Annotated in this window: 30 protein-coding genes; 4 read left to right on the top strand and 26 right to left on the bottom strand. The window is 36.4% G+C overall.

Annotated elements, in window-relative coordinates; all coding sequences use genetic code 11:
* Positions 1 to 147 precede the first annotated feature (147 nt).
* Complete coding sequence (locus FEZ08_RS11580) at positions 148 to 489, top strand: YolD-like family protein (protein WP_138192566.1); 342 nt, start codon at positions 148 to 150, stop codon at positions 487 to 489.
* A complete protein-coding gene (locus FEZ08_RS11575) occupies positions 473 to 667 on the top strand; it encodes a hypothetical protein (protein ID WP_138192565.1) in 195 nt (64 codons plus the stop codon). Before FEZ08_RS11580 ends, FEZ08_RS11575 begins: the two co-directional genes overlap by 17 nt.
* Positions 668 to 986: 319 nt before the next feature.
* Here FEZ08_RS11575 and FEZ08_RS12255 read toward each other — a convergent pair whose 3' ends face one another.
* Positions 987 to 1,148 carry a zinc ribbon-containing protein gene (locus FEZ08_RS12255; protein ID WP_171015064.1) on the bottom strand — a complete coding sequence of 54 codons (162 nt, stop codon included), beginning with the start codon at positions 1,146 to 1,148 and terminating at the stop codon, positions 987 to 989.
* 157 nt (positions 1,149 to 1,305) lie between these two features.
* Between FEZ08_RS12255 and FEZ08_RS11570 the strand changes: the two genes are divergently transcribed.
* Together FEZ08_RS11570 and FEZ08_RS11565 are read left to right on the top strand one after the other, a co-directional pair.
* Positions 1,306 to 1,569, top strand: coding sequence for a hypothetical protein (locus FEZ08_RS11570; RefSeq protein WP_138192563.1), 264 nt, complete (start codon positions 1,306 to 1,308; stop codon positions 1,567 to 1,569).
* Between the two features lie 448 nt (positions 1,570 to 2,017).
* Complete coding sequence (locus FEZ08_RS11565) at positions 2,018 to 2,599, top strand: SOS response-associated peptidase (protein ID WP_171015063.1); 582 nt, start codon at positions 2,018 to 2,020, stop codon at positions 2,597 to 2,599.
* Between the two features lie 183 nt (positions 2,600 to 2,782).
* Here the strand turns inward: FEZ08_RS11565 and FEZ08_RS12250 are convergent, their stop codons facing one another.
* The 25 genes from FEZ08_RS12250 to FEZ08_RS11450 all read right to left on the bottom strand — a co-directional run bounded on the left by FEZ08_RS12250 (position 2,783) and on the right by FEZ08_RS11450 (position 20,299).
* Positions 2,783 to 2,929, bottom strand: coding sequence for a hypothetical protein (locus FEZ08_RS12250; RefSeq protein WP_171015062.1), 147 nt, complete (start codon positions 2,927 to 2,929; stop codon positions 2,783 to 2,785).
* Positions 2,930 to 3,200: 271 nt separating this feature from the next.
* Positions 3,201 to 4,286 carry a hypothetical protein gene (locus FEZ08_RS11560; protein ID WP_138192559.1) on the bottom strand — a complete coding sequence of 362 codons (1,086 nt, stop codon included), beginning with the start codon at positions 4,284 to 4,286 and terminating at the stop codon, positions 3,201 to 3,203.
* A gap of 37 nt (positions 4,287 to 4,323) precedes the next feature.
* On the bottom strand, positions 4,324 to 5,310 hold the full coding sequence (locus tag FEZ08_RS11555; RefSeq protein ID WP_138192557.1) for a hypothetical protein: 987 nt from the start codon (positions 5,308 to 5,310) through the stop codon (positions 4,324 to 4,326).
* A 169-nt stretch (positions 5,311 to 5,479) separates the two neighbouring features.
* Positions 5,480 to 6,097, bottom strand: a complete 618-nt coding sequence (locus FEZ08_RS11550; RefSeq protein ID WP_171015061.1) for a hypothetical protein — start codon at positions 6,095 to 6,097, stop codon at positions 5,480 to 5,482.
* Between the two features lie 112 nt (positions 6,098 to 6,209).
* A complete protein-coding gene (locus tag FEZ08_RS12600; RefSeq protein ID WP_277871049.1) occupies positions 6,210 to 6,344 on the bottom strand; it encodes a hypothetical protein in 135 nt (44 codons plus the stop codon).
* Positions 6,345 to 6,605: 261 nt separating this feature from the next.
* Positions 6,606 to 7,925 (bottom strand): hypothetical protein, encoded by a 1,320-nt coding sequence (locus FEZ08_RS11545; protein ID WP_138192553.1) that lies wholly within the window; start codon positions 7,923 to 7,925, stop codon positions 6,606 to 6,608.
* A complete protein-coding gene (locus FEZ08_RS11540) occupies positions 7,926 to 8,909 on the bottom strand; it encodes a M28 family peptidase (RefSeq protein WP_138192550.1) in 984 nt (327 codons plus the stop codon).
* Positions 8,902 to 9,288: a hypothetical protein gene (locus FEZ08_RS11535; RefSeq protein WP_138192548.1), complete on the bottom strand. Its 387-nt coding sequence runs from the start codon at positions 9,286 to 9,288 to the stop codon at positions 8,902 to 8,904. Before FEZ08_RS11535 ends, FEZ08_RS11540 begins: the two co-directional genes overlap by 8 nt.
* Before the next feature lie 207 nt (positions 9,289 to 9,495).
* On the bottom strand, positions 9,496 to 10,311 hold the full coding sequence (locus tag FEZ08_RS11530) for a DNA adenine methylase (protein WP_138192546.1): 816 nt from the start codon (positions 10,309 to 10,311) through the stop codon (positions 9,496 to 9,498).
* Positions 10,308 to 10,487, bottom strand: coding sequence for a hypothetical protein (locus FEZ08_RS11525; RefSeq protein WP_138192544.1), 180 nt, complete (start codon positions 10,485 to 10,487; stop codon positions 10,308 to 10,310). Before FEZ08_RS11525 ends, FEZ08_RS11530 begins: the two co-directional genes overlap by 4 nt.
* Before the next feature lie 100 nt (positions 10,488 to 10,587).
* Entirely contained in the window at positions 10,588 to 10,818 is a 231-nt protein-coding gene (locus FEZ08_RS11520) for a hypothetical protein (protein ID WP_138192542.1), read from the bottom strand.
* Positions 10,819 to 10,835: 17 nt separating this feature from the next.
* On the bottom strand, positions 10,836 to 12,041 hold the full coding sequence (gene mobP2, locus FEZ08_RS11515) for a MobP2 family relaxase (RefSeq protein ID WP_138192540.1): 1,206 nt from the start codon (positions 12,039 to 12,041) through the stop codon (positions 10,836 to 10,838).
* A 6-nt stretch (positions 12,042 to 12,047) separates the two neighbouring features.
* Positions 12,048 to 12,410, bottom strand: a complete 363-nt coding sequence (locus FEZ08_RS11510) for a hypothetical protein (RefSeq protein ID WP_171015060.1) — start codon at positions 12,408 to 12,410, stop codon at positions 12,048 to 12,050.
* A complete protein-coding gene (locus FEZ08_RS11505; protein WP_138192535.1) occupies positions 12,400 to 12,660 on the bottom strand; it encodes a FitA-like ribbon-helix-helix domain-containing protein in 261 nt (86 codons plus the stop codon). The genes FEZ08_RS11510 and FEZ08_RS11505 overlap by 11 nt, the downstream gene beginning before the upstream one ends.
* Before the next feature lie 354 nt (positions 12,661 to 13,014).
* On the bottom strand, positions 13,015 to 13,272 hold the full coding sequence (locus FEZ08_RS11500; RefSeq protein WP_138192533.1) for a hypothetical protein: 258 nt from the start codon (positions 13,270 to 13,272) through the stop codon (positions 13,015 to 13,017).
* Positions 13,273 to 13,274: 2 nt separating this feature from the next.
* Positions 13,275 to 13,574 carry a hypothetical protein gene (locus FEZ08_RS11495; RefSeq protein ID WP_138192530.1) on the bottom strand — a complete coding sequence of 100 codons (300 nt, stop codon included), beginning with the start codon at positions 13,572 to 13,574 and terminating at the stop codon, positions 13,275 to 13,277.
* Positions 13,571 to 14,524 carry a ParM/StbA family protein gene (locus FEZ08_RS11490; RefSeq protein ID WP_138192528.1) on the bottom strand — a complete coding sequence of 318 codons (954 nt, stop codon included), beginning with the start codon at positions 14,522 to 14,524 and terminating at the stop codon, positions 13,571 to 13,573. Before FEZ08_RS11490 ends, FEZ08_RS11495 begins: the two co-directional genes overlap by 4 nt.
* Positions 14,511 to 15,152, bottom strand: a complete 642-nt coding sequence (locus FEZ08_RS11485) for a hypothetical protein (RefSeq protein WP_138192526.1) — start codon at positions 15,150 to 15,152, stop codon at positions 14,511 to 14,513. The genes FEZ08_RS11490 and FEZ08_RS11485 overlap by 14 nt, the downstream gene beginning before the upstream one ends.
* Before the next feature lie 53 nt (positions 15,153 to 15,205).
* Positions 15,206 to 15,913 (bottom strand): hypothetical protein, encoded by a 708-nt coding sequence (locus tag FEZ08_RS11480; protein ID WP_138192524.1) that lies wholly within the window; start codon positions 15,911 to 15,913, stop codon positions 15,206 to 15,208.
* Between the two features lie 13 nt (positions 15,914 to 15,926).
* On the bottom strand, positions 15,927 to 16,280 hold the full coding sequence (locus FEZ08_RS11475; RefSeq protein ID WP_138192522.1) for a hypothetical protein: 354 nt from the start codon (positions 16,278 to 16,280) through the stop codon (positions 15,927 to 15,929).
* A gap of 5 nt (positions 16,281 to 16,285) precedes the next feature.
* Positions 16,286 to 17,017 carry a hypothetical protein gene (locus tag FEZ08_RS11470; RefSeq protein ID WP_171015059.1) on the bottom strand — a complete coding sequence of 244 codons (732 nt, stop codon included), beginning with the start codon at positions 17,015 to 17,017 and terminating at the stop codon, positions 16,286 to 16,288.
* Positions 17,018 to 17,025: 8 nt separating this feature from the next.
* On the bottom strand, positions 17,026 to 17,619 hold the full coding sequence (locus tag FEZ08_RS11465; RefSeq protein WP_138192518.1) for a M23 family metallopeptidase: 594 nt from the start codon (positions 17,617 to 17,619) through the stop codon (positions 17,026 to 17,028).
* A complete protein-coding gene (locus tag FEZ08_RS11460) occupies positions 17,619 to 19,460 on the bottom strand; it encodes a VirB4 family type IV secretion system protein (protein ID WP_138192515.1) in 1,842 nt (613 codons plus the stop codon). Before FEZ08_RS11460 ends, FEZ08_RS11465 begins: the two co-directional genes overlap by 1 nt.
* Positions 19,447 to 20,007 carry a hypothetical protein gene (locus FEZ08_RS11455; protein WP_138192513.1) on the bottom strand — a complete coding sequence of 187 codons (561 nt, stop codon included), beginning with the start codon at positions 20,005 to 20,007 and terminating at the stop codon, positions 19,447 to 19,449. Before FEZ08_RS11455 ends, FEZ08_RS11460 begins: the two co-directional genes overlap by 14 nt.
* On the bottom strand, positions 19,988 to 20,299 hold the full coding sequence (locus tag FEZ08_RS11450; protein ID WP_138192511.1) for a DUF5592 family protein: 312 nt from the start codon (positions 20,297 to 20,299) through the stop codon (positions 19,988 to 19,990). Before FEZ08_RS11450 ends, FEZ08_RS11455 begins: the two co-directional genes overlap by 20 nt.
* Positions 20,300 to 20,335 lie beyond the last annotated feature (36 nt).

The following is a 20,335-nucleotide window of genomic DNA, read 5'->3' as shown; positions in this document are numbered from 1 at the left end:
TGTTTCGGCCCGTAGACAACCAGTATATGTTAAACGTGGCCATAAATGGAATAAAACGAAAATACGGCCAGACAGCGTTATTTAGCGCCACTTCACTAATGCCGAAAGCAAGCTTCTTGGCGAGAAGCGGTTTGGTGGGTGGTCATAATGCTTAAACCTGATAAAGTACGCAAAATAGAGAAGTGGTATCCATTTGCTGCACTCTCTGATCCAATAGCTGGCCAGTATCACCTGGATCGTATTAATAACTTGAAAACTCAGCCAGAATTATCTGAAGAACAAATAGAGGAGATAAACCAGGTTATGTTGGCCATCCGGCCGAAAGAAACCAAAATAGCACTTAAATATTTCAAAGATGGACAAATAATAGCAATCACCGGCAGAGTTGATAAAGTCAATCTGATTGATCGCTTTATCATTATTCAGGAAACGAAGTATGAGTTTACAGCATTCATTTCAATTGAGATTACGGGTGAAAACAGTGAATAGCAATCAAGATGGACCATTTATGACTTTGGGGTACAATAAACCAATTACAGTGAGTTATTGGCTTAACGATAATATTCAAATAATTACCGGCTATTATAACAATCATGATAGAAAGCCTGGTCATATTAATATTAGCGGAGTATTTATTCAAAATGATTCAATAATTGATATTAAATAAAAAAAGCAGCTGCACGTGCAGTTGCCTTGTGTTTAAATTGATGCTAATTAAATAGTGATTTATGGTATAATAAAACACGTGGCTAAACTATACTCGCCAAGAAAGCGAGGTGTTTTTAATGGAATTACTAACCATCGTAATCCTACTCATTATCATATTATTGAGAGATAATAAAGATAATCGTGAGTAGAGAGGCCACAAAAAAAGAAGCCAAAGTCGAAGCTGGCTTCTTTTTTATTTATGTTTTTAATGTACTAACTAACCATCGCTGTACATACATAGTATACAACAAGTAGAAGAGCTTTGCAAGCCTTCCCACTTAGTCTTGTCTCGGTTTTTTAATTGGTCGAAAACCGCTGCAATTTGAAAATACTGTGCCATCACACTTCGGACACACTAATGCATCTTTTGTTTTCTCTTGAATTACAATTTTACCGCCACACGATACACAAGTATATTGGCCCGGTAAATACGTTATCATAACCATCTCTCCTCTCATTCCCTATACATTAGTATATAATATAAATCAAGAAATCACAATATTATAGATGATTAAAGAAGTCTAGTGCAAAAATGACACTACAAAACAAAATAATAGTATGGTATCATAAATAAAAACTGATAGGATGGATAGAGTAATGAGAACAATTGATCTTGAGCAGCAGTATAGAGAATTTGTCTTTGAAGAGTATATTAAACCATATATGCAGCAACTCGATGAAAGACAAACAGCAGCATTCGTAAGGGCACTAAAAATACGATACAGCCATGACATTGAGACAATGAAAATCCCGAAAAATGTTTCAAAATACATTCAGTACATGAACTTAGACGAAAACACAATAAAAATGGAGTTTGCTGAATATATTGAACTAGAATCAAAAGCAGAATATTTTGAGTAATCACCGTTATTGCAGACCAAGACCTAGTATGATAGAATGAAAGAGCATACATGTGCACGTATGCTTATCCATGAAACTCTATTTCTAGAGTAAATCCCTATAACTGGCAGCCTCGATTTGGGGCTGCTTTATTTTACATAAAATATAATTTGTGGTTGTAGGCCAGAGCGAGTGGTGTTATACTACTTATTGGTAGCAGATATGTTACCCAAAAAGAAAGTTCCTTTCTTTTTTTCTATCTTCCTCATCCCCTTGGTTCCGGTGTTTTACCGGGGCCATCTTTTTATTGCTAAATCAAAGTAGTTTGATATAATAAACCTGCAGATAGATTTATCCATCAATCCGCATCCCAAGCAGTGGCCATTTAAGCCGCTGCTTTTTTATTGCATAACAATAACCGCAATTTATGCCACGTAGTATAATCAGGTTACAATATGGAGTAGGGGTGATGGCTATGTGTGGCCGCTATGAATCAATCGGTTATAGTACCGCTATGGATCTGTTAGATAATGATCCTGATGAAATTGCTAAATTGAAATATAGTGACAAGTCAGCAACTTATGAAGTGTTCCCAACTAATTCCGGGATTGTTCAAACCAATTCCGGGTACATGGTTATGCAATGGGGTATTCCAAAATGGGACCATAAAGGCCATATCATAAACGGCCGGCAAGAAACACTATTAGAAAAACCGTTCTACCGGAAAGATTTTACGCTGCATCGTTGTATAATCCTGGCATCGGCATTTTACGAGTGGACCGACTCAACCGGCCGTAAAGAGAAAAATATCATAACCGAAAACAACCAGGACATCATAAAATTTGCCGGTTTGTACAAAATCACTGATGGTATACCGCATTATGTCATAATAACACAACAAGCAACGCCAGCTTTCGAGGTTGTTCATGATCGATTACCGTTAATGTTAGATGATGATCAGATTTCTGATTACCTTGCCGGTGCAAAACTAGAACAATGGACAAAACCTAAAATGGATGTACAGCTGTCATGGCATTCTATTGCCAAATAAAAAATGACCATCAAATACTAAATGGTCAAAACGAGGCTTCTTATGTTATCAAAAAAACAACGCATTTGTCAAGCAATTTTTATTAAATCTCTTGTTTGCTTTCCGCGGGCATGCTATAATGAAATAGAAAAGAGACCATTATCAGTTGAAGGTGGTAGCTTTAAAAAATGTTTTTGTGATTAACTACCGCTTGCTTGGTCGGCCGCGGTGGTTTTTTCTATGGTCAGTACTTTTAATCTTTTGCATAATAATCTTACCAATTTCACCAACAATTGCAATCACAATAGCAGATCCATAAGTGATAAGAGCAATAAATATCGCCTCTGTCATAAAAAACGAATCACCTCCAGTTCCAGAAAATAGATCTAAGAGGTTCTTCAACCTCTCGAAAGAGGCTACCACCGACAACCATCTAAATGGCCTCATGGTTATTATAACATGAGCCTATAACAAAACGAAACGTTAAGTCACAAAAAAGTGAAAAAAACAGCGAAAATTGAATTTTCCACCGTTTTTATCACTATTTCACAATATTCATATAATAAAGATTATGTTAACCAAAGACTAAAACACATCAATCCATTGATGTGTTTTAGTCTTATTATGGAATATATATTGCGTCTTTTACTCCTGAAATAGGTTCAACTAAATTAAATCTTTTAATTTCAGTAAGGGTCTCTAAATCAATAATATTGATATATTCTTCAATAATTCCACCGTTTCTGATTATCTCATTCGGTCTCACAAGAAAACCATTACTATATGGATTAGAACGATACCCTTGTGACAACGGTTGAATGATTAACATCCCATCTTTGCATGATACAGATTCTCCTGCATATGCAATATTAGTACAGTTTTTTTCTTCATTATAATCTAGATGACCATGCCCACCACCAACAATATTGTATGATTTAAATCCTGAATTAAGCCTAGTAGTATACGTTTGAATATTATCCTCGTAAAACTCTTTAGTAGTTATATTATAAGAATAATATACAATATCGTTATAAATCATAACTTCTTGGTTGTTTTGGCTATTTACAAATACTTCTGGAAACCAACCATCATTAAAATCAATTCTAACTCTATTTGTTTCTTTAAATTGATTATCTAATACCAAAAAGCTTTTAACCATGTTGTTGAAATTTTCATAATCACTTGCATACCCTGCCAAATAGTAACTATTTATATCCATATCAACATCAAATATTTGCAGATTATGAATAGTGTGACAAGTATTATTTCCAGTATTAATCGTATATTCACATAATTGATTGGTATAGCCGTTCTCAGGTTTTTGTTGATTAAAGCCAACATCAAGATTATACCAAATCACTCCATCAAGATTTTTGAATGTAAATCCAGCTTGACCTTGTTGAATTGTAATAACTTCATTACTTTCAAGATTATATGAATAAAATCCAAAGTCGTTTGAGAAGTACAATACTGAATTTTCGTAATCAAAATACTTACCCATGATTTTTCCATTTTTTAATTCATTAGGTATTTTCAATTCACCTACCAATTGAGTATTTGGTTCTTCACCTCTCAATATGTAGGCGTGATTCGTTGTTTCTGGTCCATTATATGTCATTGAAAAAACAATAAGATCTCCAGATTCAGCTTTAAGTGGAAATATATATTGATAAACAAAGAATCCCGATACACCTATAATTGCTGCCATACAGACATATCCAAGTATTGCAAAAGTTCTCCTCATACTAATTATTCGATCCTTTCGAGCTTAAATCACCACGATATCGATATGTAGCTCCATACTTGTTCTGTGGTCCCAAACCATATGGTCCGACTGCTTTATTGTCTTTAGAATTACTAACCAACTTCCCAGCTCCACGTAACCATGCAAAATGAACAACTTCCGCACAATGATATTCCCAACTCGACATGTTTGGATTATAGAATGTCCAATGAATATCTTTAGGATATGGTGCACCTAATATTTTATTATGGGCATAGTTTTTGGCATCTTGGTACTGTTGAAGGGAAGCACTATATACTCGGTACCAAGCCCACGCACCATTATCATGTACTGCAGTTAATAATCCTGTACTTGGCTTATATGTAAAAAATTGGTCTGAATACCATTTTACAACTTTGCCTTCGCCCTTCGCCTCTATAGTTGTACTTGGAGTATCACCACCAAGTCCAGCATGACCGAAATCTCCCATTGGGAAAGGAGTATATGTATGAATAAAAATATCTCCTGCTCCATTCCAACCATAGTATGACCACTTCGCGGCTCTTTGCATAGACATTACCGGCTGTGATGACTCCATTTCATTGTCTTCTTTTGCGCCACCAGCAACACCTAATTCCATAATTTTATCAGCTCTAACGTTATTTAAAGCTTCTAATTTTGCCAAATCTTCATTTGTATAGTATTCTTGTGGATTATTATACGATTGTACTGATTGGGCACCTAGAGTTCTAGCAGTAGGAGAGACTGATTGATTCTGTTCTTGAGCATACTTTGCCTCAAGCGCAGATATTTCAGTTTCAACTTCGTCAATACCAGCATCTTGATAAACTTCTTCCTCTTGTTTTACAGTGGCATTAAATTCCTCTGTATGGATTCCCTCTTCAGCATTTGCACTAACAGGTATTGTAACAGCTATACAAGTTACAAACATTAAGATTACTAGCGAAAAATACCAACATCCGTTTCCAATTTTGTCAAATAATTTCATTATATTTCCTCCTAATATTTTTTACAAAACTCCTCACTCCCCAGAAAGTATTTTGCTTAGTCTTAATATAGCAAATCTCATATACTTAGTAAATCAAAATAATATAATTTCAATAATTTTTTCATATTTCGCATCATAAAGCTTATGTAAACCTCAACGTGAAAACAATTTATTTATTATCTTGATAAAAGCCAATTTTTTCGAGAAATTCACTATATTTATTAGATTTATTTAAAGAATATTTCTTCCTAATTTCTTTTTCTAAAATACTTAAATCATCAGCAATTCTTGGGATTTGGTATTGATTTTCTACCTCAGATAGACTGATACTCGATAAATCATACAAATAATTACAAAATACATAATCTTCATTAGCAAGATATCCACTAAGCGCTACTTCTTTTAGTTCGATATAATTTTCGTCAAGTTGTTCTCTATAGTAATCTAAAGATAAGTCACTTGGCCATCTACACTCTGTTTTTAGAATTTTAAATGGTTCTCCAAGATTGTTTTTTATGTTATTGTACCTTATACTTATTATTGCTCTAATTTGCTTGTCTTTCTCAATGTTTGATTTCTCAATCAAAGCGAAACTTATAAAAAAGCCAATAACTACTGTAATTATCGTAGCACAAATTCCAAGTAAATCCCAATTCAAATTATATACTAGATTTGAAAATAATAGTGTGCCAATGTTAAGTCCATCTATTACGAACACTATTCCAAAAACAAATAAAGTAGCAATGAAGTAAATACATATTCTCTTAACATTCTCTTTTCCCATCATTTGACTCCTAATAATAATTTATATCATTTGCAATCCCCTGCTGTTTATACTATAATATATATATAAAGAGACCACAGTCAAGTTGACGGTGAGCCTCAATAATTAGTTGATACTACCGCTTTTTGCTTGACCGGCTCTGGCGGTAGTTTTTTTGTTTGGCAGAATAATAATTAGCAACTGCTGTTACTGTCGTTGTAATTACCAGGGCAATTGCCCCAATAATCGCAACAATAATATCATCTGACATACGCACCACCTCCTTCAATTACTCTCAGGAGGGGTTGCCTCCTGATGCTTGAAAAACTTCAAGAGGCTCTACCGTCAACCGTTTTGTGATCTCAACTATTATTATATCAGATATATCACAATTAAAAAAGCACGTTATGCAACCCATTACATATCGTGCTTTAGTAAAATTTGCCGCATACTTTTCTGTATGCAGTAATAATTATACCATATTTCAAGATAACAAAAAAAGCCTTGGCACACTTCAGTGTACCAAGGCTTTTTACATTTCAAATGCTTCTTCTTTCTGGTTTGCTTTTTTGAACGCTGCACGCTCTTGTTCTGTGGCCAGTTCTCGCATGTTTGGATGGATAGAATAATCATATAAATTTTGATTTACATTGAATATATGAGAAAACTCTTGCTGCATCGATTCCGCTACTAGACAACGTGCTTTATTGATCGCTATTTTATATGGATTGTGCTTATTCCATTTCGCCTCCTGAATTGAAATATAATCATCTTCTTCCTGACTGTCCAGGAATGAGGTTTGTATCCCTGTTCCTGCATGATGAATCATATAGTCATTATTATAGTAATAATGTAAAACGTCTAAGTATCCAACATCATACGCACTCATATGAACAGCTAACCTAGGCATTCCTTTGAATGATTGTGGTGCTTTTGTTTTTTGTGGGATCCGCCCTATCATTGAAGAAACCGGAAAATTTGTTTGCCAGGCGTTTCGGAAAAAATGTTCTACTTGGTTACTTAAAAAGATATTCTGCTTCTTACTTGCTCCGTATGGCCTAGTACCAAGTAACAATTGTTCATCAACGTCATAATAGTAAACACGTCGATAATCACCTTCGTGCCCCTGCTGTGCACTCGCTAGTTCGGTATGTAAGGTCGCAATGAATGTTGGTGATTGTAAATAGGTAAAGACTGCCTTCGCATAATCACTACCCATAAATTCATGCACATCAAAATTCGTACATGAGCGCTGTGTGCGTGTCTTGCCCATATAGAAATAATCAAGTGGATCAATTGAAATCCGCATATACATTTTGACATCAATATATTCAAGCTGCCGTAATGTTTGGATATACCGATCATAAATGTCGCCAAATATGCGCTTATAGGTATTGAGTTCTTCTGATTGTAGAGATTCATCTCTAGACAGCTGCGTCACATACTTTACAAAGGACTTTGAGACTTTTTGATTTACTTTAAAAGTCATTCCCGAAATTTCAAAATCATTCACTATTTTATTTGTATTCATATCTGATTTACTTGAATCACACATCACATAACGGGTAAAGTGAATAGCATTTTCAATTAATACATCCGGACAATTATTTCCTAATTGATGCCGGAAATAATCCTTGATCGTGTCGGCATCAAACTTACTGGTTGAGGTATGAACCTCTTGTATAAAAGAAAAGGCATCACCAAACAAGTGATAGATATGTTCTTTATTGGCTGCTACATAGTTATTTAAAAACTGCTCACTCATCGTTGTAAACGGGAGTGCATCCGGGTGCTTGAACTCACTGTTCATTCGCTCTAATATGTGTGCTCTTGCGATTGCTTTAAACGACATTTATATCAACTCCATCTGTTCATATTCATGTTCAATAATTGGTTGCTTGTTTACTGCCAAAACATCCACGTCTTTGGCGTACTCAAGTAGGTATTCAATTTCTTCGTACTCATCAATATAGTCAGGATAAAGTCCAGTAATAGCTTCGATGCTGATTGAGTGCTCGATGCCATGCATACTTTGCATGGTAATATAGTTTTCAAATGCTTCAGCATAAGCGATACGTACTAAGTCAGCTGTTGAATCGATGTCAGCCACCGGTTCCTCAATAAAATACTGATTATGTTCAAATACCGGAAGCAATGTTTCTATACGATCAATATTAAAAAAGAGTTCATCAAAATTTGATAACTCTTGTTTTGTATGCGCATTATAATAGCCGGCAGATATATTAACACCCATGACTCCAGTTGCATCTGCTAATGTGACAATATCGGTGTAACTGCCTCGAGCTTCTTTGAATCCGACATCTGTAAGTACCTGGTATAATTCTTTGTTCTTATTATTATAGGTCACGAAGTCATGTGCCCCTCTTCGATCAAACTCGATGAAGAGATGCTTTTGTTTTAATAGTCCAACCAGTTCTCGGTCCTCTGCTAGTTTCCGGACACCAATACCACCAAGTTCTTCACCATAAGTAAAAATGATTGACGGTACCGGTTTACCACTGTCAACGGATCGCCGAAATAATTCAACTGTTGCGATCACGCCATTTCGATCATCAGCACCAATACCTTCTTTGGCAGAAAATGTATTACCGGCTCCCTGAAAGATTTTTGTTGGCAGCTCTTGATGTATTGTATCTAAATGAGCAACTAAAACAACTTGGCTGCCAGGGTTATGATAAAATTGATAAAACCCTTCCTTAATATAAGATGCTTCATAATTGACTTGAAAAAAAGCCTTGAGTGTCGACCCAAGGCTTTCACTGGAATGAAAGTAATATTGTAAATATTTTTTGTTCTTCTCATTTGATTTATGCATTATCCACACCTTCAGCTTGAATGGCACGATATTCCTCAAGGTTCCGGACAATCATTGGTTGTCCAAATATACCGGCTGCATACTCAAGTATGATAAATGGTTGGAAATCAGACGCTTGCAGCAGCTCACTTTCACCATGTAATTGTTGTGTATCGATAGATTCATACGTTTCACTGAATATATCTGCTTTTGAATACATGGAATAGACTTCAATTTCGTATGGTCGGTCTTGCATGGCGATGTGAAATTTTGTTATATCAGTCCAGTTTGTATCTGATAATAATCGCAACTTAATTTTCTCTATCACCTCGTCTTCAGCATTGAATAGTGCCTCCTGGATCACCGGAATATAAAATACGGTATTATCTTTATACTTCATTGTTATTCACTCCTTGTAAATTTGTTTGTAGTTTTGGAATTTCATGGCACACACATAATGTGCCTATAAACATATACTTGCATACTCTCACTCCTTTGTAAATAGTGCACACTTGATAAACAAGTATGATATAATTTATTTGTAGTTTTTCTCCTGGGAGAACTACACGAACTGACCGGCGGATATTCTGCCGGTTTTTTTGTTGATTCAGTAAACACTTTGCCAAAAATCATTGAGTGAAGTTTGTTCTTCAGGTCTATAATTTAACCAAAGCACCTCGTTCACTGTTTTCTTCCTTTGGGTTGTAATACCAATATTGGTTGAATATTCGATTTTATACCAGTCATTTAATAAATCTTGGTACAGTTCACTGTCATAGCCTGATAGCAACACATATCCATCATGCTTTTTTAAGGTATGAATTAACGCAATATGTTGATTATCATCAAACTCAAACTTGTAATGTGCAGCGGTATATGTACTTTGGACATAAGGCGGATCAACATACAGCAATGTATCAACATCTAGCTCATTAATTAACTGAATAGCATCTTTAGATTCAATTTGAGCATCCTTTAATCGCACCGCAACATCAAATATTCTGTTTGGTAAGTCATTCCACTCAAACGTATTGTATGGACCATTCCAAGAAATATTTCGTCGCCATCCAACCGGCCCATTTGTTTTACCACCTATCGCCATCCAACATCGAACTAACATACGGCGTGCATCTTCTAAAGGATCATCACTCAATACAAATGATAATTCATATTCTTTTCGGCTATATGGAGTAAGTTCAACTAATTGAGCTAACTCATACGGCCATGAACGCATTTGGGTAAACATATTGATTAGTCGACCATCAATATCATTAATTGTTTCAAGAGTCACTTTCGATTTATTAAAAAATACTGCGCCACTTCCGAAGAATGGTTCGCAGTATGATTTGTGTTGTGGCATTAGATGTATGATTTTTTGAGCATGTTGCCATTTACTACCTGGATAATTAAGAATACGTTTCATCGCAAATCACCAACTACTTTCATATCTAGGTGCATTCTTGATTCTTCATATGCAATCTGTAAGTTCTCAAACATGAGTTGTCTTGGCAATACCCTTCGGCAAAAATAGCTCGTATTAAAAGATGAAGGATTATCATCAAAAGTACCTTCTATTATTCCAATGTTTGCTTTCATCATATATTTCTTCCCTTCACATAAAAATAAAGCCTCTAGAACAACTTTAGAATAGTAAACCTATATAGATATCATCCTAAAACTATTCTAGAAACCTTCATATTTACCATTTTAAAGACCCATCATAGAGTGCCGATGGGTCTTTACTTGCTAAAGCTTCGATTTCTTCTTCAAGAAATTCATTACCAATACTATGTAAATATGACTCTAAATTATCTACTTGATTAGCATTACGATTTTTATATTCTTTCTTTAGCCGGCGTAACGCTTCCACATTTGTTCGTGGTACTGACCAAAATTGTTTGACTTCATCAAGTTGTTTCTTAATGCTCATTCGACATTCACCTCCGCTTACAAGTCACGATCTAAATCATGATATGCCTGCATATCACGTTGTTTTTGTTCAAGGGCAGCACGTCTTGCTTGTCTGGTCATTGTCTGAAAAGACTTGGATAAAACAACTGACTTTGATTTGTCGCTCTTCTTTTCCGGTCCGGTACGATCAGCAACAATTTCTTTCTTCCGCTCATACGCCTGCGCAATCACCGCATTACTAATCCGCTTGCGCAGGTCAGCAACTTGCTTTTCAAAATAATCATTCTTAGAATTCCGGCCATACGCCTCACTATACAATTCAGATTGCTTTGAAACAAACTGTAAATACTCCTGAAACTCTGCATTATCCTTTAATATCAGATTCGTGACCTGGTCGATTAACTCTCTTTGCTTTGGTTTCGTATGCGCATAATAAATACGTCTGATTGGTAATTCATCAGTCAATGTCTTAAAAAGAAATGCGGCTTCCTTTAATGTTTCAGTTTTCGTAGCGGTTTGATATAACGTATTTCTAAGTTCACCAATTTGCTTAGTGAATTTTAAATCCATCATCAGCTGCGCAACAATACCACTACGTGCAGCCTTCCAAGACTCTTGCGAAAACTGACCACGAATTTTAACCGGGTTCTCTTCCATCATCGCAACATGAACATGAATATTATCAGTATTGTAATGGACAATACCGACCCACTCCATATTATCCGGACTGGTAAAATCTTCTTTTGTCAGTAAGCGATCAATACCGGCACGTACTGCCGTTCTTAGTAATGGTTCATTTAGATAATTACCTGCTAATATGCCATACTTCTCTAACCAAGCATTATCAAATGACACAACCTGCAAATACATCTTTTGACCCTTTTCTTTTTTGGCTTTAAAGGAAGCAACAATTGCTTCTTGTTCTTCAACACTCAATGCTCCACTGGCAGCGTTAAATAATTTCCCATGCTCAAGTCTCGACTCACTAGCACTGCTTCTTGTCATATATTCAATATAATTAGCTAAACTTTCATTATGTTGGTTGGGATGGAGTTCGATTGCTTTTTGGATATTCGCTTGAATGTCAGTAAAGACCGCTTCACTATGTCTCAGCGTTGCTTCCTCTCTGGTCATGTAATCAATAATCGATTCATATTCCGCATTACTATCGAAACGAATATTATCTGCAGTTAAGTACTCCATCATAATATTACAACCAGACTGGATCATATAATCACTCATTATTTATCAATCCCTTTGCAGTCCATTTTTATATACTTGTTGATTAATGATATTATTTTCAAGCATTGTTTCAATATCAGTGGTGACCGGATGCTTTGAAAAGTATGGCGAATCAATTGCGTAAGATAAAGCATCACTCCCCGACTCTTTGATCAGGAAGTCAACCATGAGAATTAATATCTGATTCATTTTATGAACTTCGTTTGACGCAATTCTCAACCGGCGCAGTTCCTCAATAATTGTATTACTTTCTTCATACGCCAATATGGCCTGTTGAATGTATGCTGATTTATTTCGTTGTGGCTCAAGAAGCCGGCTTACTTTTTCCGATGGTCGAAAAAATACACGCTCATCTTTTTTATTCATCATCTTCTCCTCCTAATACTTTGACTAAATTATTAATCACTATTGTTTGTTCATGAAATGCATTCAACAGTTCGCCAAGCAAATATCCATACTGCATGTCGATGTCTTTTCGCAAGCCATGCTTCGCAATTATTTCCAACCACTCTCGCAAAAATTCTTCACGAGAAAGTCCGGAACGTTTTGCCTGTTCATCAAGAATCGCAACAATATCTTTTGGAACGTTGCGAACTCGGATTTCTTGTTTATCTTTCATATTTATACCTACTTTCAAAATGGAACACAGTCTGCCTTAGACATGAGCATAAGGGAGAATGTTCCCACACAGTGGGAAAAGCTAGGCAGTGCCTAGCCATTCTATGGGCACATTTTTTCGCCCTTGGCGCACAAATGGCACACCTAAATCAGTGCGGTGACGTACAATTGTCACACAGATTTATTTAAAAAAATATTGGTTCGGGTCATATAGGTGTCATTATCTTACCTTTATATGACATTCAACTAATACCGCTTCATTCGTGGGTAACATAAGGGTAATATTATTACCCTTATATGTCACTTAAGCAAATATAGAATTATACAGGGTCATATAGAGGTAAAATAGTTACCTCTATATGACCCCAACCTGACTAAACGCATGTAAAAACTGTTCCGGTGGAACAACAATTTCACTGTTTTCCTTTAATATTTTGACACCCTTTTTACGAACGCTTACCAAACGCAAGCGAATTACAGCTTTACTTTCATAAGTAATTTCAAACTGATCACCTGGTTGAGCGGTAATACTTGCGAGCGATTCACTGGTATGTCTTGTACCAACCAACTGCTCAAATCGTGGTGTAAATATATGATTACGTATTTTCTTCATGACTAGAACTCCTCCTGAGGTATTTTAAATATCGCATACTCATCAGCCACTGCAGGCTCCGTAATATGTGGTTCAACTTGGTTTGATGGCTTAGCTATACTAGGTTCATTTGCTTGTTCAATTTGTTCTAAGGCCGTCAATAAAAACTCTTGCAGCGTCATACCTTCTGGCAACCGTTTTGAAATAGCAGCCATCCATACAACTAATTCCGTTACTTGGGTGGCACTCTGATATTGACCGAGAGCTTGGTATTCCTCGTGCGTAAATTTTAATCGCTGTGTGCGAATTGAAATATCACTCATACTAATCGCTCCCCTATCTGATAGAACCCGAGAACATTTGCGACTTGCGCCTGATCCATCAATTGAATCTTCTTATTTTTTAATTGTTCAATTTGTGGTTGAAACATCTCTGCTGCACCCCCAGAGAATACAATCACATCACTTTCTGCAATCCCGGACTTCTGCTTAATCAGTTCCATGAGCTGATTAAAGTGGTAGTCCATGGCTCGATTGATTTTAGTTTTATCGAGTTTTTCAGTCTTGCCATTATATGCAAGACTTCCGGCTTGAATATATTGAGCGGTTTTATATGGATCCAACGTGAGCGATGGAAATGTTTCTGATAAGTAGGTTTGCAGGGTTAGGTACACGTGACGAATACCGGTATTCTCACCATAGAATTGGAATGGTGCCTGGTTCATAAATTCAGTCACATCTGTTGTCCCATATCCAATATCAATAATCAATAAGCGACTCGCTTTTGCATCTAACAATTCAAAGGTTCCCATTGGTTGGGGAACGACCTTCACTGATTTAATACTCACTTTAATTTCTTTATTATCTATCCAGATAGTTTTATGTTTATTATGGAATAGCTTTTTTACTGGTTCCGCATAATTCGCATAATGATGGACCGGCACTCCCAGCACTAAATGTTCAATACAGACATCTTTGCCGATGTCCTTTGCGATAAACGCAAATAAGAGTTCATTATACAGCGGATTAGCGTACTTCTCCTCGTCAGTCGTACCAACTAAGGTAGTAATTGGAAAGCCGCTATTTAATGCTTGCTCACCGATAATCACCGACCATTTATTCACCGTAATAACTGATTGTGTTTCATCTAGAATAAATTGATTATCTGGCAGCTGCGCATAGATGCTTGGATCCACTAATACGTCTACTCCATTATATGTTCGCTTAAAATAGCCATTGCCGTAATCAATGGCGGCAATCTTAATCTGCTTCATATTCTGCACCTTCCTTATCTTTTATATTTTGATGAGCCTCTTTTAATGTAGCAGCAGTTAAATGACTTGGTAGCACTTGACCATCATATTGGCCAAGAGTACGCCGTCCCCATACCTTCTTAAAAAGATAATTAAAGCTTATCAATAGTCCAAGAAGTACAATTCCAATCATTGAATAGAGTACTAATCTATCTAAAAATAAATACTCATCACCAGTATTTACTAATCTAAGTAAATCAAGAATTGGATATAACGAAATCAGCATAAACAAAACTTTTAAAAACTGTTTAATTCCCCATACAATAATTTCTAAACCACGGTATAGTTGCGTAAGCAGTTTTAAAAACATACTACCAAGAATAATTGGAATGACTAATGATGATACAATTATTGGAGTCAAAATCATCGCAATTTCAAATATACTTTTTTCCGGTTCACTTTGACATATATAATATAGAAAAGCAATCATCACTCCACTCGATAAAACTAATGCTGCAGGTTTAAATATTCGCAAGAGTATTACCAAGTTCAGTATTATATTTTCAACCCGTTGATTTTGTTGGACTTTCTGATAGATTGCTTTACATTGTTTCACAATCTTATTTACTTGTTTTTCTATGTTCTCCATATTGGATACCTCCTGAAAATTTTGATATAGAAAAAAGAAGCAATAATTGCTTCTTACATTCCAAGATCATAATCTTGATCTTTATTATTGACTTGATATTTTGATAGTTGTTCCTTTAATCGATGAATTATATCGTCTTTTTGCTTGACATTATTTTCTAAATCAATAACCTTTACTTTTAGACTTATATTTTCATCTTTAAACTCTTTAATGCTGGCATTCGTTATCCGCACTTGAGCCGCAAACTCTTGTTTTAGTACATCCATCTCTTTGACGTGTTCCAACTCTCTGTTTTGTAAGGTTGCTGCGACAGTTTCTAAATAGCTTATCGCATTTGAAGTGTTTTCATTAACAGCTTGTTTGATAACTAAATCTTTTAACAGCGGTTTAAAGTATTCTTGTTCATGATAATTAGCTGTTGTTTTTATGTCTTCATGACCTTTCGATAAAGCTTCATGTTCGTTTGATAAATTTCCTGATTTACCAAAATGTAGCTCCATATTACTAAATTGTTCCTTCATTTTACTATCAATACTTGCTTCAATTTTACTGGGCAAGTTTTTAAATATTAAAAAATTACCTAGCGCCGTCATCACTAATGCGCCGGCAAATGAGAGCAAACCAGGGATTAGTAATGTATTACTAAAAAAGTCCCATGTCATATAACTTCCTCCATTCATATATAACGCTATCTTGTTGATTATATCAGTAAGCATATATATTATCAATCCTACGAAGACTCCTCTTTTTACTGGCTTCATACTCTACCCTCTCCTATACTGTTTCAAGTTGTTGCTGACTGGTTTCAATCAGCTTCTTATAATAATTACACGTTTGATTAAATGCTAAGTAGCGCTGCCAAAGCATGACGACATACTGTTCTTGCTTTTTAGTGATGTTGCTAAAGGGGAACGTTCCAGCTCCAAACGAACTAGAGATTTGGATTTTATCCTTTCCCTTTTGGGCCACTTGGTAGGTTTTATCTTCTACTTTAATCACAAAATAGCCTTCAGACCATTTGGCGAATAAGAACTCCGCTTTTAAAATTTCACTAATTTTATCAGCGGTCTTTTTTAAATCTTGCTTAATCTGCTTGTAGGTAATTAATATTGATTCATACCTGTTCATATTATCTACTCCTTATTGTTTTGACTTGACTCATCAAGCCGTTGATTAATCTGATCGGCGATCGCATTTGCTTGTTCGGCCAATGCATTGTATTCAAGCCGATATGCTTCTTTCTTCTCTGAGTCAACTTCTTGTTCGTACTTGGTCTTAGTCTGCTCTAGCTGCTTGAGAATAGCTTCATGGTCAGCTTTTAATTGTAAAAGCTCATTGGCTTTCTGGGCATCTTCTGTCACTGTCTCACTCGCACTGGCTAATTTGCCCGGTACAAAGTCCCGGTAATCGATACGCTTACCGGTCTCAAAAGTTGCTCCCTGATCGTTACTGTAGTTCAATTGAAAATAGTACGCATCACTTGGTTTGCTGAAATTGAATTGTAAATATCCTTTCTCTTCAGCACTGCTCTTATAAGTAATCAGTTGGGTAAATTCAAGTGTTTGTTTGTTTCCGGCCTTTACTTGCAGTATAGGTATAGGTATTGCTTCAGTTGATTTGGACTGCACATAGTGGTATGCCACCTGTAATGTTTGGCCATGAATAATTGGATCACTGAATGTAATTGTTTCTTGCCGGTTTAAAATAATTGGCGAGTCATAATTACTCTTATTCTCCCGGTCATCCGGCAGCCAGAGTTTTGAACTAAAGGCAACAATACAGACAAGCAATGTGATCACTAAGATCCGCATATAGACTTTGTTCTGTTTACCGCTTAATAGCGTGAGTTTTTTCTCATTCATCATATCCCTCCTTAAAATAGAAAATATTTTCTCGGGTCGACAGTATCATCTTTGTTGTACCCAGGAGCGGTACGTACCTCAAAATGGAGATGCACTCCGGTTACTTTTCCGGTAGCTCCTTCTACACCGACTTTCTGACCCTTAACAATATGATCACCCTCTTTAACAAGGGTAACTAAGAAATGACCATACCTGACATACAGCTCTTTACCATCAACTTTAATGGTAATCATATTACCATAACCACCACAGCCGCCAACTACACAACCACTCACTGCTTCAATCACAACTCCATCAACAACCGAATAGACATCAGCATATTTTTGTAATGATGCAAGATCAGCGCCAGCATGACGGCCAAAGCTGCTTTCAGCACCTGTATACCACCCATATTCTTCGGTCACAATATAAGGATCAATAAATGGTGAACCACTCACTTGAGCGCTTCCAGGCGCTTCGGTATTAATTGTCGGTTGATCATCGGTTAAGACGTAAGACACAATAACCGCAACAAACACACACAGTGATAGAAACATGAGCAGTCCTGAACTCAAGATTGTCGATACAATGGTAATCAATACTTTATGTTTTTTTAAAGATGCCATTACGCACCACCACCAAATATCGCAATATCTTCTGGGGTGACACTCACCTTCATGCCATAGGTACCGACACCATTAATAATGAGGAACGTCTCACCCTTTTCAAATTGTGGTATTTGTTGTAACTGATGTTCTGATAAAGCCTGTTTAAAGGCACTTCGTAATGCCTCTCTTGCATTTGCATGTTGTTTCATGACAAAGGTATACTGTAATATTTCAAACAGCTGTTGCAGCGTTTCGCTTTGCTGACCATTCTTCAACATGTCGCCAATTGTATGGGTCGCAAGCCAAAGACCAGAGAAATACTTCCGCATAATCCGAACCATTGGTAAAAGCTTATCAACCGCTACATCATTCTTCGAGTTAAAGTAATAATGGGCTTCATCCATAAAAATGGAGTACCGTGAAACTTCATAGATTTCTTTCTCACGCTCATTGTAAGCTTGTAATTCCGGCCACCCCTTTTCCTGCAGTTCTGTATCCAGATAATGCATCAAAGTAAAAAGCATGGCGTTGTAGTTCTCTGTTCCAAGGACTGCAGAAATATTTATATTCACAACCTGATGTGATTTAATATCAAATGAACTCTTGCGGTTAAAGTAAATACTCGAACCTCCGGTTTCAAATTCAGAGAGTAATTGAATCAACCCTTCAATCCGGGCAAACTTGCGATCATAGATTTTCTCATCTTTAATTGGTGTGCCATCAGGATGAAAGATACTCTGCTTTAAGTGGTTAATAATGGTTGAGAAAATGATTTCTTCTTTCGGTCCATCTTCACCATATAGTTGAAATAAGACTGCAGAAAATTCGGTCAGCTGTTCGGTACTAATCGCATCCCCAAGTCTGATTTTCAAGAAACTTTGGACCCGTTCAATATTCTTGGCCGTCCACGAAGATGCCGGCACATCTTTATATTGGTGATAATAGAGCGGATTGAGCGCAGTAGAACCGCCAATTTCAAGGTTGATACCACCCATATGCTGCGTGAGATTATCAAACTCACGGTTCACTGATATGATCCTTACATAATCACCACGAATGTAATTCAGCCAAATGAGACGCTTAAGTGTCGTTGATTTCCCGGCACCCAGGTCTCCCAAAATGAGTCCGGAGTAAGATAAACGCTTATTTGTCAATTCAAATGGATTAAACACGACCGGATATTTGTCAAAGGTTTTACCAAAAAAATAGCCGTATTGATCCAATAACTGGGTTCTTGAATAGTGATATGACATCATTAATGGTGTTGCTTCCATTTTTTTATACGGTAACCCGCCGAGTGTGGCCGGTAAGAACAAGCCTATTTCATTGTTACGTGCCTGGTTCAAAAAGACACTGGCCATAAAGCCTTTCAATTCAAGATGTTCAACAACTGCTCGTACTTGTTCTTCAAGCCCATCTAGGCTATTATCAGTCAAGTAAATTCTTGGCAGTAATGAGATAATCGCTTCATTACCTAAGGCAACTTCTCGAATGGTGGCATAGATTTCCTGATACCGTTCCTCTGCAGTAATCCGCTCAATCGTGTCTCTGGCACTCAAACGGCTGCGCATTTCATGTAAGGTGTTCTTGATCTTCTTTAACTCTTTTAATTTTTTAGGAGTAAAAATATCAAAGGTAAAAATACCATCTGCAAACAGAAAGTTCGCAAACCATTGCGCATCACCCTCGGTTGGATAATCGTAAATCATAATACACGCAGAATACCACGAACCATAATCAATGTACTTCGCCTTAGGCGCAATTGGAGTCTGCCAAATGTAATCATACAAATCAGGATCAGTTTGCCAGACTATTTTTTCTTTTTTTATGGCTTTCATTTTCTTTCTATGACGACCCATGTAAATCCCACCCTTTCTTCCGGCGTTTATTATGTAAATAGTATGAGAGCATCTGCATCTCATCACTTGATATTTCAATAATATTCATAAACGCATTCGCAAATAACAAGCTGCTAAATCGCTTCATGTTTTCTGCCGCTTCTAGAGGACTTGATCCAAAAATAAAAAAGTAATGTTTAAATATTTCCGAATGATTTTCCTCACGTTCAAGCTTATAATATTCTGCCTGCAGTAATTCCGCATTTCCTTTGTTAGCATCAATCAGCTGCTGGATATGTTCTTTCTGCGTTTCAAAGCGCAGCGCATGTTTTAAACTGATGCCTTTTATATGGAAGGTTAGGACTTTCAATCCAGCCCAATAGGCATCAAGAATACTGCCGACTTCTTCATCAGTCATCGAAGTCATATCATAGCCGATTACCTCAACAACACCGACCCACCATTCTTTGGGTTCAAGCCGGTCAATCACTTTATAGACACGATGGCTCGAATCATAACTGAGTAGTGCTGATAATTTGCTTAGTTTACTAATCTGCCGTTTCTTCATTGTCACTCACCCTTTCATCTCTTTCAAATAATTGTTGTTTAACTCGTTCTTGCAGCCACCAAATCATCGCTTTATAATTTCTGATTCCTTTATTTTGGGCGGCTGGAAGAATCGCATAAATCGCAACAATGACAATCCATACTAAATAAAACCAATACACATAGCTATGGATATATTCAGCTAAGATAAAGCCAAATACACCGATGAAGGCAATTGCGCCAAGTACATCAAATAAATATATCGGTCCAAATTTTACCCCATCTACAAGCTGACTTGATATTTTTGTTGCCATTTGTTCCACTCCTTTCGGTAAAAAAATAAATAGAAA

The organism is Culicoidibacter larvae, from assembly GCF_005771635.1.
GTDB lineage: Bacteria > Bacillota_I > Bacilli_A > Culicoidibacterales > Culicoidibacteraceae > Culicoidibacter > Culicoidibacter larvae.
This window is presented reverse-complemented; position numbering and strand designations above follow the sequence as displayed.